The organism is Streptomyces sp. CA-210063, from assembly GCF_024612015.1.
GTDB lineage: Bacteria > Actinomycetota > Actinomycetes > Streptomycetales > Streptomycetaceae > Streptomyces.
In genome coordinates this window covers 2,569,646-2,581,566 of record NZ_CP102512.1, presented here as the reverse complement: position 1 = coordinate 2,581,566, position 11,921 = coordinate 2,569,646, and the positions used below count along the sequence as shown (strand labels likewise).

Annotated in this window: 9 protein-coding genes; 2 read left to right on the top strand and 7 right to left on the bottom strand. The window is 70.5% G+C overall.

The features are described from left to right. Positions 1-11: 11 nt before the first annotated feature. The 4 genes from JIX56_RS11165 to JIX56_RS11150 all read right to left on the bottom strand — a co-directional run bounded on the left by JIX56_RS11165 (position 12) and on the right by JIX56_RS11150 (position 4,948). Entirely contained in the window at positions 12-692 is a 681-nt protein-coding gene (locus JIX56_RS11165) for a response regulator (RefSeq protein ID WP_257539754.1), read from the bottom strand. Then, positions 689-2,458 (bottom strand): ATP-binding protein, encoded by a 1,770-nt coding sequence (locus JIX56_RS11160; protein WP_257539752.1) that lies wholly within the window; start codon positions 2,456-2,458, stop codon positions 689-691. The genes JIX56_RS11165 and JIX56_RS11160 overlap by 4 nt, the downstream gene beginning before the upstream one ends. 134 nt (positions 2,459-2,592) lie before the next feature. After that, the gene (locus tag JIX56_RS11155) at positions 2,593-3,531 is read right to left on the bottom strand and encodes a sucrase ferredoxin (protein WP_257539751.1); all 939 of its coding nucleotides are present in this window, start codon (positions 3,529-3,531) and stop codon (positions 2,593-2,595) included. Between the two features lie 130 nt (positions 3,532-3,661). Continuing rightward, positions 3,662-4,948, bottom strand: a complete 1,287-nt coding sequence (locus JIX56_RS11150) for a citrate synthase (RefSeq protein WP_257539749.1) — start codon at positions 4,946-4,948, stop codon at positions 3,662-3,664. Positions 4,949-5,046: 98 nt separating this feature from the next. Here JIX56_RS11150 and JIX56_RS11145 point away from each other — a divergent pair, with 98 nt between their 5' ends. Further along, positions 5,047-6,213 (top strand): citrate synthase/methylcitrate synthase, encoded by a 1,167-nt coding sequence (locus JIX56_RS11145; RefSeq protein ID WP_257539747.1) that lies wholly within the window; start codon positions 5,047-5,049, stop codon positions 6,211-6,213. 104 nt (positions 6,214-6,317) lie between these two features. On the opposite strand, the gene JIX56_RS11140 is transcribed toward JIX56_RS11145, so the two are convergent. Further along, on the bottom strand, positions 6,318-6,554 hold the full coding sequence (locus JIX56_RS11140) for a hypothetical protein (protein WP_257550812.1): 237 nt from the start codon (positions 6,552-6,554) through the stop codon (positions 6,318-6,320). Between the two features lie 614 nt (positions 6,555-7,168). Continuing rightward, positions 7,169-7,672, bottom strand: coding sequence for a DUF6082 family protein (locus JIX56_RS11130; protein WP_306819842.1), 504 nt, complete (start codon positions 7,670-7,672; stop codon positions 7,169-7,171). A gap of 423 nt (positions 7,673-8,095) precedes the next feature. On the opposite strand from JIX56_RS11130, the gene JIX56_RS11125 reads away from it, so the two are divergent. Next, positions 8,096-9,232 carry a CobW family GTP-binding protein gene (locus JIX56_RS11125; RefSeq protein ID WP_257539743.1) on the top strand — a complete coding sequence of 379 codons (1,137 nt, stop codon included), beginning with the start codon at positions 8,096-8,098 and terminating at the stop codon, positions 9,230-9,232. Between the two features lie 10 nt (positions 9,233-9,242). On the opposite strand, the gene JIX56_RS11120 is transcribed toward JIX56_RS11125, so the two are convergent. Continuing rightward, entirely contained in the window at positions 9,243-11,699 is a 2,457-nt protein-coding gene (locus JIX56_RS11120) for a DNA gyrase/topoisomerase IV subunit A (RefSeq protein WP_257539741.1), read from the bottom strand. Between the last annotated feature and the right edge of the window lie 222 nt (positions 11,700-11,921).

Below are 11,921 nucleotides of genomic sequence, written 5' to 3'. Positions count from 1 at the left end.
CGTCCGGGCCTTCAGGGGCGGGTCGCCCACTCGTAGCGGTGCTCCGGGCGGCCCGCGTCGCCGTACTTGAGGGTCAGCCGGGCCCGTCCCGTGCGCTCCAGGAGCTTCAGATAGCGCTGGGCGGTCTGGCGGCTGAGGCCGGTCCGTTCGGCGATCTCCTGGGCGGACAGCGCGCCCTCGGCGGTCATCAGGGCACGGCGTACGAGCTCGGTGGTGGTGGGGGAGTGGCCCTTGGGCAGGTCCGGCTCGCCGCCCGCCGAGAGCGCGCCGAAGATCCGGTCCACCTCCGCCTGTTCGGCCTCGCCGCCGCCGTCCAGCGTGCGCCGCAGCTCCGCGTACGCCTCCAGCTTGGCCCGCAGCCCGGCGAACGCGAACGGCTTGACCAGGTACTGGAGCGCGCCCTGACGCATCGCGGCCTGCACGGTCGAGACGTCGCGGGCCGCCGTCACCATGATCACATCGGTCTGGTGGCCGCGGCGACGCATCTCCTGGACGACCACGAGGCCCGTGTCGTCCGGCAGGTAGTGGTCCAGGAGGACCAGGTCCACATGGGGCAGCGCCTCCAGTTGCTGAAGCGCCTCGGCCGCGTTGTGGGCCACGCCGGCGACGTGGAAACCGGCGACCTTCTCCACGTAGGCGGCGTTGACGCGGGCGACTCTGATGTCGTCGTCCACGATCAGGACCTCGATCATCGCGACTCCTTCTCGGCGGCTGTGATGGCGGCTTCGGGCGCCTGCTCGGGGCCCGGCCGCCCGTCACTGCCGGCCGTCGGCCCGTCGTGTCGAGCCGGCCCGTCGTCGGGTGCCGTAGAGGTAAGCGTCGGCAGGGGTGGTTGCGTCACCAGCCCCGGCTCCGCGAGTGCGTCGGGCAGTACGACGGTGAACTCCGCCCCGCCTCCCTCCGCCTCCGTGACCCGGGCGCTGCCGCCCTGCCGTTCGGCGAGGCGGCGTACCAGCGAGAGCCCGATGCCGCGCTCGCGGTGGGCCGGCGGCGTCTTGGTGGACCAGCCGTCCGTGAAGATCAACTCCCGCTTGTCGGGCGGGACTCCGGGGCCGGTGTCGCGCACCCGGAGGATCGCGGTACGTCCCTGGGCGCGCAGATCGACCTCCACGCGCGCGTGCGGTGTGCCCGCGACGGCGTCCAGGGCGTTGTCGACGAGGTTGCCGACGATGGTGACGAGTCCACGCGGGTCGATCAGCCGGTCCGGCAGCATCGTGCCGCGCGCGACCGAGAGGGCCACGCCGCGCTCGGCCGCGACGGTCGCCTTGCCGACCAGCACCGCGGCGAGCAGCGGGTCGTGGATCTTCTCGGTGACCTGCTCGGCGGTCGCCCGGTCGTCGCCGACCACCTCGCCGACGAAGTCCACGGCCTCGTCGTACATCTCCAGTTCGAGCAGACCCAGGAGCGTGTGCATCCGGTTGGCGTGCTCGTGGTCCTGGGCGCGCAGGGCGTCTATCAGGCCGCGCGTGGAGTCGAGTTCGCGGCCGAGCTGCTCCAGTTCGGTACGGTCGCGCAGGGTGGCGACGGCGCCCCCGTCGTCGGTGGGCATGCGGTTGGTGACCAGCACGCGCTGACCGCGTACGGTCAGCAGATCGGTGCCCGTGACCCGGCCGGCCAGCACATCGGTCGTGCGGCCGGGGCCGAGCGCGTCGTCGAGCGACCTGCCGACCACCTCGTCGCCTATCCCCAGCAGCCGCTGCGCCTCGTCGTTCAGGAGGCGTACGCGGCCGGCGCGGTCAAGCGCGACCACGCCCTCCCGGATGCCGTGCAGCATCGCCTCGCGCTCCGCCAGCAGCCCTGCGATGTCGGAGAAGGCCAGGTCACGGGTCTGACGGTGGACCCGCCGGGAGATCAGATACGCGGCCAGCGCCCCGACGGCCATGGCCCCGCCGGCGTACGCGAGGAGCCCGGGGATCGCGTGGATCAGCCGGGCGCGCACGCTGTCGTACTCGATACCGACCGAGACGGCCCCGACGATCTTCCCGTCGGCGGCGCGCAGCGGCACCTTGCCCCGGGCGGAGCGCCCCAGGGTGCCCGAGTCGATCTCCATGACCTCGTTCCCGGCCAGGGCGCGGCGCGGGTCCGTGGAAACCGTGCCGCCGATCTCCGCCGGGTCCGTGTGCGACCACCGCACCCCGTGCGTGTCCATCACCACGACGTACTCGGCCCCGCTCGCCTTCCGGATCCGCTCGGCCTCGATCTGCACGGGACCGTTCACGGACGGCTTCGACGACAGCAGGTCCTCGGCGATCTGCGGCTGTGCCGCCGTCGTCTGCGCTATCGCGAGAGCCCGGCGCATCGCCTGGTCGTCCAGCTGGTCGCTGAGCGGCGCGAGGAACAGCCCGGTCGCGAGGACGGCGACACCGGCGGCGATCGCCACCTGCATCAGCAGGACCTGCGAGAACACCCGCCGCGGCATACCGAGACGCAGGCGGCGTGCGGGGGGAGTGGGGCTCATACCCATGACGGTACGTGGGGGGAGCGGGCCGGTCGTAGTGGGGTGTGGCGTGGATCTCAGGTGCGAAGCGTTTGCGCGACGAAGCCTCGGATGGCCGGGGACCGGTGCCGCCGACGACGGTCGCCAGGCGGCGGCTAGCCCGCCAGAGCGGCCGGTGCGAGCTCTCGTACGGCCACGACGTCCATCCTGGCCGGGGACCCCAGCGCGGAGCCGCAGCTCTCCGGGCGGGGCGGCTGGGAGGCGCCCTGGGTGACGACGATGGTCCAGCGGCGGCCGTCGACGTGTGCGACGGTCACCTCCCAGCGGGGCGCGGTGCCGTCCGTGCGGACGACGGTGAGCGCGCCGGCCGCGTTCTCGCCCGTCTCCGTACGCACCGCCAGTTCTGCCGCCTGTCCGGGGCGCTCCCAGGCGGAGCCCCCACGACACCCCTCGGTGACCACACGCCCTTCCCGCACTCCCTGGAGGACCTCCTTGACGTGATGGGCCTCGGCGCGGCCGTACACGTAGCCGAACGGCAGGACGAGCAGGGTGGGCGAGAAGCGGTGACCACCCAGATGGGTGACCTCCCAGGTGCCCTCGACCCCGGAGGCGGCCAGCTCGGCGGCGAGCGGGCGGCCGAGGAGGGCGCAGCAGCGGTCCCGCTTGCCGTTGGTGCAGACGAGCGCGAGGGGAGCGCCGGTGTGGGTCCGGCCCCGCAGAACCGTCCCGAAGGTGTGAGGGTCGCCCTTGCCGAGGGCGGCGAAGTCGAGGCCGAGCAACTGCTCGGGGTCGGACGTCGTGGCGCTGTGCAGCCAGACGTTTCCGGGCACGGTGTGGGCCACGTACACGCGGCGCTCACGGACCTCGCGGCAGTCCGCGTGGCGGCCGGGGCGCCGGATGAGCGCCACGCGTACGCCGGTGCCCTCCGCCGCGGCTTCGAGGGCGCGGCCGAGCGCGGGGTCGAGGTGGCTCGATGTGAGCGCCTTGACGCCCCAGGGGCCCGGCTGTTCCAGCAGCAGCCATGTCCTCGCCGTGGCGGCGGTCCCCGCGAGAGGCTCGTCGAGGTGTCGGGACGCGGATGTGCACGTACTCACAGAGGTGAGCCTAACCTGAGTTGCGTGCGAGCGAATTCCGGCCGGGCCGAAGGGGTGCAAACAGGGTCCACAAGGGGCGCATTCAGGACCCGGCGCCTTGTGGGGAGCGGGCTGAGGGTGCGCCCGCGGCTCACTCCGGGAGCGGTTGGGGCGGCTGCGCTCCCACGTACTGGCCGCTCGGGCGCATCCGTAGCGGACGCTCCCCGTACTCCTCCAGGGCATGGGCGATCCAGCCCGCCGTGCGGGCCACGGCGAAGACGGTCTCGCCCGCGGTGGAGGACATGCCGAAGGAGACGGTGAGGACCGCGAGGGCCAGGTCGACATTGGCGTGCAGGGGCGTGTGGCGGGCGGACGTCGCCACGATGTCGCGGGCCGCCGCGAGGGCCGGCCCCGCCTGGGGGACGCCCTCCAGGAGTGCGAACAGGGCACGCGCGCGTGGATCGACGCCCGTGTAGAGGCGGTGGCCGAGCCCGGGGATGCCGCGGCCGGCGCGCAGTTCCTCCGCGATCACAGGGGCCGCGCTGCCGTGGTCCAGCACATCGAGGAGCAGCCGGTGGGCGAGTGCGCTGGCCGCGCCGTGCAGCGGGCCTTCGACGACGCCGAGACCGGCCGAGACGGCCGCGTACGCGTGGGCGCGGGCCGACGCGGCGACGCGGACCGCGAGTGTGGAGGCGGCCAGGTCGTGGTCTACGAGCAGCCCGAGGGCCGTGTCCAGGACGTGCAGGGACGCCCCGTCGGGGGTACGGCCGCTGATCCGGGCCCACAGTCGGTCGGCGAGCGGGCCGGAGTCGCGGTGGGAGCGCGAGACCGGCGGGAGCGCGGCGACGAGGGTGGGGATGAGGGTGCGCGCGGTGCCGAGGACGGCCCCCTCGGAGAGGTCGAAGCGCAGCGGGTCCGCCGCCGAGGCGGCGATCGCCGCCACCCGCAGCCGGTCGAGGGGGCCGCTGTGCTCCGGCAGCGCGTCGACCGCGCGGCGGGCGGCCGTGGCGGACGCCTTCGGGGCGGTGAAGGTGACGCCGGGCCGCAGTTCGCCCGTCCACAGCCACTCGGCGACCTCTTCGTAGGAGTGGCGCGCGGCGAGTTCGGTCGCGTCGACCCCGCGGAAGTAGTAGCGGTCCTGCTCGATGAGGGTGAGCCGGGTGCGGACGGCGAGCTCGCCCGCCGCGGCCGGACTCCCGCTGCTCTCCCGCCTGTTGCGCCGTGCAAGCGCCGCCACCTCCTCGGCGTCGAAGGTGCTGCCGCGCCCGCTGGGGTCCCGTCGGCTGGTGAGCTGGCCACGGCTCACGTACGCGTACACGGTCTCCGGCTTCACACCGAGCGCCTCGGCGGTCTCTCTGGTGCTGAGCCGTCGGCCGGCGCGGGCGGGGGCGTGTGCAGTCACCGGGCCCGTCGATTCTCGATCGCCTTGCTCCTTCATGGACGTCACCGTATCCATATAGACAAGACATTGATTCAATCAATATTGACAGAGATCCAGTCAAGCATGGACAGTCGAATCAAGTGCAAGGAGGAGACATGTCCATCAATCGGGCCGCGTCCACCCACGTCGACGTGCCGCGAGGACTCGCGGGCGTCGTCGTCACCGACACCTCATTGGGTGACGTCAGGGGGCAGGAGGGCTTCTACCACTACCGCCAGTACTCGGCCGTCGAACTCGCGCGGACCCGTGACTTCGAGGACGTCTGGCATCTGATGGTGCACGGCGAACTGCCGGACGCGTCGCAGCGGAGCGCGTTCGTCGACCGGGTCCGCCCCCTGCGCCGGCTGCCCGATGACGTACGGGTCGCACTGCCCGCGATCGCGACGGCGAGCGCCCACTCCGGCCCGCTGTCCGGCCTGCGCACCGCCCTGTCGCTGTTCGGCGCCTCCAAGGGCTTCCGGCCCGTGTACGACCTCGGCGCGGACGAGCGCCGCGCGGACGCGCTGGCCGCGTCGGCGGCCGTACCGACCCTGCTCACGGCGCTGTACCGACTGGGGCGGGGGCTGGACCCGATCGAGCCGCGGGACGACCTTCCCTATGCCGCCAACTACCTCTACATGTTGACCGGTTCGGAACCGGACCCCCTTCGGTCGCGGGCGATCGAGCAATACTTGATCTCAACCATTGATCACGGATTCAATGCATCAACCTTCACGGCGCGGGTCATCGCGTCGACGGGCGCGGACGTGGCGGCCTGCCTCGTGGGTGCCGTGGGCGCGCTCTCCGGTCCTCTCCACGGCGGTGCTCCGAGCCGCGCGCTGGACACCCTCGATGCCATCGGCACGCCCGACCGCATCGACCCCTGGATCCGTGAACGCGTCCTCGCCGGCGACCGCATCATGGGCTTCGGCCACCCCGTCTACCGCACCGAGGACCCTCGCTCCCGCATGCTCCGCGGCATCGCGGAACGGTTCGGCGGGCCTCGGGTCGCCTTCGCGGTGGAGGTGGAGCGCCAGGTCGAGTCGATCCTCGCCGAGCTGAAGCCCGGGCGCGCACTGCACACCAACGTCGAGTTCTACGCGGGCGTCGTCATGGAACTCTGCGGCCTGCCCCGCGAGATGTTCACCCCCACCTTCGCGGCCGCCCGCACCGTCGGCTGGAGCGCCAACATCGTCGAACAGGCGGAGGACTCGAAGATCATCCGTCCCGCGGCCCGGTATGTGGGGCCGGGGGCGCCGGTGGCGGTGCCCGCGGTGGCGTAGAGGCCGTCCACTGGGTGAAGGCGGCTCGCGTGCGGAACGAAAAGGGCTCGACACCATGCGTGGTGTCGAGCCCGGGTTCACATCGGAGCCTGAGCGCCGTCGAGTCAGGCGAGCGGGATGTCTGCCTTGGCTCGGATCAGTGTCTCGCGGCTGATGACCACGATGCGTTCGTAGTCCGCGCGGGCGGCGTCGGAGGGCAACTCGTTTTCGAGTGCGTCCGTGGCTTCAGTGCCGATGACGGCGAAACTGCCGTCGCTCAGTTCGAAGATGTCTGGGCAGGTTCCTCCGGTGAGGCTGCCTCGTTGCTGAGGCGGCACACCGATACGGCGTACGATTTTCACCTGTTGTTGACCTTCCCTGTTCACGGGTGTGGGCACAGGCCGGGACGTGGCTACCGCGGATAGGGCTGTGCCGAGCGGCGCGCCGGGCGTTTCGATGCCGGCTGAGGCCAGAGGAATATCGGCCTTGGCATGAATCAGAGTCTCACGCGTGACCACCACGATGCGTCCGCTCTCGCCGAGGGTTACGTCGGCGGGAAGCCGCGGTTCCAACGTACTCGTGACGTCTGTGCCGATGACTGCGAAGTCCCCGTCGGTCAATTCGAAGATATCCGGGCAATTCTGTCCGGATACGCTTCCGCGAAGGCTCGGTGGAGTCCCCAGCCGACGGATGATCTGACTCACTGTTCAAGTTCCCCTTGGTCTCAAGGCTTCAGTGCCTGCGCGCTGTGGCTGCGCGGCGCGATGCGGCCCTGTGGGGCTGCTACCTCGACGACCGGGCGGCATGGAGCGACTGTTCGGAGGGGGTGACCCTTACGCGATCGCGTGCAGTCAACCCTGTTGGCATCAGGGGAAACGGGCGAGTTTATGAGTTCGTTACCGCCCGGAGGCGTGATCCACTCGGGAAGGTGGAGCGAGTGGACGGGGCTTAACGATGTCGTCAGCCATGCATGGCTCTACTCCGTCGGAGGCTCACCGACGACCCACCACTCGTCGATGTCCGCCTCCTCCAGTTGGCGCAGCAGGTCGTCGACCATACGGCCGAGTTCCGCCTCTTCGGAGGCGTCGATCAGTGTTGCTCGATGAGGGCGGGTGGCGTACCAGTACTCGCGAAAGACGGCATTCTGCAGGATCCCTCGGACGAATCCGAAGAACTCCTCCCTGCTGATGTTGCCCATGCGGTGGTAGCAGAGCGCGTTGGTGTAAAGGGCGTTGGCGAAGAGGAACTGCCGCTGCTTCTTCACGGAGAAGGCCTCGTCATAGGTGTTCAGCACCTCGGCGAGTTCGGGGTCGTCCATGGCCTTGCTCAGCAGTTCCCAGTGCAGGCGCTGCTGATGGGCGAGATTGGCCTGGTGCTGGTTCTGCGCGTCCCGCTCCAGACGTTCGATGCGTGAACGAAGCGTGGTGACTTCCCGGCGACGCGTGGCCAGCGTGGTGAGGGCGCCTGTTACCAGCCCCATGCCCGCTGCTGCCCAGGCGCCCAGCCTTCGACTTCCGCTTCTCTGTGTGGCCATGTCAACCCCCGGTTCAGGCGGCCGTCCGCCGGTCGTCGGATGCGGGTCGACGGGATGGGGACCGGCGAGCGGTGGGCGGCGCTTGCCGCCTCCAGTGTCCGAGCGGCGCTGGTCGGCTGGGAGGCGGAGAGGAGGCGCACGGAGGGATGCGCGGGTCGCGCGAACCGGCGCCATGCCAGACGTGTGCCCCGCAGGCGCCGCTCACAATCGTTCACTCCACGGGGCGCTCGCCCCCACTCGTATCCTGGGGCGGCATTCAAAGGACGTACGAGAGCTGCGGCGTTCCGGTGAGAGCCGGTCCATGAGCCGTCCTCGTACGGTGGGCCGGCCGCGAGCCGGCGCACACAACGGTGTGAGAGAGGGCGTGTGTTGAGCCAGTCGTCGAATCCGAGCCCGAGTCCGCTGGGCTCGCGGCAGATCCCGGTCGTCGTCCTCGCCGGATTCCTCGGTTCCGGCAAGACGACCCTGCTCAATCACCTCCTCCACCGCAGCGGCGGCAGCCGTATCGGTGCTGTGGTCAATGACTTCGGGGCGATCGAGATCGACGCGATGGCCGTGGCCGGGGCGCTCGGCGATTCCACCGTGTCGCTGGGCAACGGGTGTCTGTGCTGTGCCGTCGACGCCAGTGAGCTGGATGTCTATCTGGAGCGGCTCGCCGAGCCGTCCGCCGGGATCGATGTCATCGTCATCGAGGCGAGCGGTCTCGCCGAGCCGCAGGAACTCATGCGGATGGTGCTCGCCAGCGAGAGTCCCCGGGTGCTGTACGGAGGGCTCGTGGAGGTCGTCGACGCGGCCGAGTTCCTGGAGACCAGGCAGCGACATCCCGGGATCGACCGGCATCTCGGCATCGCCGACCTCGTCGTCGTCAACAAGCTCGACCGCGCCGAGGACGGAGAGCGCGTCCTGGAGCTCGTCCGCTCGCTCAGTGACGGTGCGGCCGTCGTACCCGCCACCTACGGGCGTATCGATCCCGAGTTCCTCTTCGACTGCCGGCCCTCCGAGGAGCGCATCGGCCAGCTCTCCTTCGACGACCTTCATCGACACGATGAGGACGAGGACGAGGACGGGAACGGGGACGGGGGCGGGGAGGACGGTGACGATCACGTCGGGCATCTGCACACCGGCTACGACAGCGTCGCCTTCGTCTCCGACGTGCCGCTCAACCCCCGGCGGCTCATGGAGTTCCTCGACGGCAGGTCCGAAGGGCTCTACCGCATCAAGGGGTACGTCGACTTCGGGCCGTACGACCTCCGGAACCGTTACGCCGTGCATGCCGTGGGGCGGTTCCTGCGGTTCTTTCCCGAGCCCTGGGCGGACGGTGACGAGAACCGTCTCAGCCGGCTGGTGCTCATCGGGGCCGGTATCGACGCCCCGGCCCTGAGCAAGGAGTTGGAGGCGTGCAAGGACGACGCCCCACACGCCGACGAACACGGCATGTGGGGCGTCCTCCGCTACGTACAGGAGGCGGGGGCCGAGGAACCCGAGGCTTCCTACGACGGCGTCTGAAGGCTCAGGCTCACACCGGACCCGCCACCACCGACACCGTCTTGCTCAGGGACACGCCCGAGCCGTCGCGGCGCGGGTCCATCTCCGGGAGGTCGGCCGGCATGCCGTTCTTCTGTGCGGCGCGGGCCGGGACGGGGCCCGCCCAGGCGACGGACAGGCAGTCCTCGCCCTTGAGGAACCGCTGGCAGCGGACACCGCCCGTGGCGCGGCCCTTGCGGGGGTACTGGTCGAAGGGGGTGAGCTTGCCCGTGGTCTGGACGGAGTCGTCGAGGGTGCCGCGGGAGCCCGCCACCGTGAAGACGACCGCGTCCACGGCCGGGTCGACGGCGGTGAAGGAGATGACCTTCGCGCCCTCGGTGAGCTTGATGCCGGTCATGCCGCCGGCCGGGCGGCCCTGCGGACGGACCTGGGAGGCCTGGTAGCGCAGCAGCTGGGCATCGTCCGTGATGAAGACCAGGTCCTCCTCGCCGGTGCGCAGCTCGATGGCGCCGACGATCCGGTCGCCCTCCTTGAGCGTGATGACCTCCAGCTCCTCCTTGTTGGACGGATAGTCGGGGACCACACGCTTGACGACACCCTGCTCGGTGCCGATGGCCAGCCCGGGCGACGACTCGTCGAGCGTCGTCAGACAGATGATCGTCTCGCCGTCCTGGAGGGAGAGGAACTCCGTGAGCGGGGCGCCGCCCGACAGGTTGGGGGCCGCCGATGTGTCCGGCAGCTGCGGCAGGTCGACCACGTTCAGGCGCAGCAGGCGGCCGGTGGAGGTCACCGCGCCCACCTCGCCCCGGGCCGTCGCCGGGACCGCCGAGACGATGACGTCGTGCTTGGCCCGCTTGCCGTCCTCGTCGGCCGCGAAGGGCTCGCCGTTGGCCGTACGGGCCAGCAGACCCGTCGACGACAGCAGCACCCGGCACGGGTCGTCCGCCACCTGGAGCGGGACCGTGGCCACCTGGGTGCCCGAGGACTCCAGCAGCACCGTACGCCGCTCGGTGCCGAACTTCTTCGCCACCGCGGCCAGTTCACCGGAGACCAGCTTGCGCAGCTCCGCGTCCGAGTCCAGGATGCGCGTCAGCTCCGCGATCTCGGCGTTGAGCCTGTCCTTCTCGGACTCCAGCTCGATGCGGTCGAACCTGGTGAGGCGGCGCAGCGGGGTGTCGAGGATGTACTGCGTCTGGATGTCCGACAGGGAGAAGCGCTCGATCAGGCGCTCCTTGGCCTGTGCGGAGTTGTCGCTGGAGCGGATCAGACGGATGACCTCGTCGATGTCCACCAGCGCGGTGAGCAGGCCCTCGACCAGGTGCAGACGGTCGCGCCGCTTGCTGCGGCGGAACTCCGAGCGGCGTCGTACGACCTCGAAGCGGTGGTCGAGGTAGACCTCCAGGAGCTCCTTGAGGCCCAGGGTGAGGGGCTGGCCGTCGACCAGGGCCACGTTGTTGATGCCGAAGGACTCCTCCATCGGCGTCAGCTTGTAGAGCTGCTCCAGGACGGCCTCCGGTACGAAGCCGTTCTTGATCTCGATGACGAGGCGCAGGCCGTGCGCGCGGTCGGTGAGGTCCTTGACGTCGGCGATGCCCTGCAGCTTCTTGGAGCCGACCAGGTCCTTGATCTTGGCGATCACCTTCTCCGGGCCGACGGCGAACGGCAGTTCGGTGACGATCAGGCCCTTGCGGCGGGCCGTCACGTTGTCCACCGTCACCGTGGCGCGGATCTTGAAGGTGCCGCGGCCCGTCGCGTACGCGTCCCTGATCCCGGAGAGGCCGACGATCCGGCCGCCGGTGGGCAGGTCGGGGCCCGGGACGTGCTTCATCAGCGTGTCCAGGTCGGCGTTCGGGTACCTGATGAGGTGGCGGGCGGCCGCGATGACCTCGCCCAGGTTGTGCGGCGGCATATTGGTGGCCATGCCGACGGCGATGCCGGACGCGCCGTTGACCAGCAGGTTCGGGAAGGCGGCGGGCAGTGCCACCGGCTCCTGTTCCTGGCCGTCGTAGTTGGGCGCGAAGTCGACCGTGTTCTCCTCGATCGACTCCGTCATCAGGCTCGTCGCGTCGGCCATCCGGCACTCGGTGTACCGCATGGCGGCCGGCGGGTCGTCGTTGCCCAGTGAGCCGAAGTTGCCGTGGCCGTCGACCAGCGGGAGCCGCATGGAGAAGGGCTGGGCGAGGCGCACCAGGGCGTCGTAGATCGACGAGTCGCCGTGCGGGTGCAACTTACCCATGACCTCGCCGACGACGCGGGCGCACTTCACGTAGCCGCGGTCGGGGCGCAGGCCCATCTCGTTCATCTGGTAGACGATCCGCCGGTGCACCGGCTTCAGACCGTCACGGGCGTCCGGCAGGGCTCGGGAGTAGATGACCGAGTACGCGTACTCCAGGAAGGAGCCCTGCATCTCGTCGACGACGTCGATGTCGAGGATCTTCTCCTCGTACGCGTCGTCGGGCGGCGGGGTCTTCGTGCTGCGGCGGGCCATCGCTGCCGGCTCCTTGCTGAGACGTGAATGGACTCTGACGCGGACCATTGTGGACTGCCGCACCGACAACGCGGACACGGCCCGGCTCCGACCGCCGGGCCCGGCGCTCCGAGCCGCCGCGTCAACAGCGTGCGCCGACTGTAACCACTTCCCGCCGACTGCGACCCCGCTCTCGCCCTCGGCGTACGTCGTCCGGGAACTTATCCGAGGGCCCGCGCGCTT

What these genes read in the sequence shown, in the direction of transcription:
- JIX56_RS11160 (WP_257539752.1), bottom strand. Translation starts at nt 2,458, where the DNA reads ATGAGCCCCACTCCCCCCGCACGCCGCCTGCGTCTCGGTATGCCGCGG.
- JIX56_RS11145 (WP_257539747.1), top strand. Translation starts at nt 5,047, where the DNA reads ATGTCCATCAATCGGGCCGCGTCCACCCACGTCGACGTGCCGCGAGGA.
- JIX56_RS11165 (WP_257539754.1), bottom strand. Translation starts at nt 692, where the DNA reads ATGATCGAGGTCCTGATCGTGGACGACGACATCAGAGTCGCCCGCGTC.
- JIX56_RS11130 (WP_306819842.1), bottom strand. Translation starts at nt 7,672, where the DNA reads ATGGGGCTGGTAACAGGCGCCCTCACCACGCTGGCCACGCGTCGCCGG.
- JIX56_RS11120 (WP_257539741.1), bottom strand. Translation starts at nt 11,699, where the DNA reads ATGGCCCGCCGCAGCACGAAGACCCCGCCGCCCGACGACGCGTACGAG.
- JIX56_RS11150 (WP_257539749.1), bottom strand. Translation starts at nt 4,948, where the DNA reads ATGAAGGAGCAAGGCGATCGAGAATCGACGGGCCCGGTGACTGCACAC.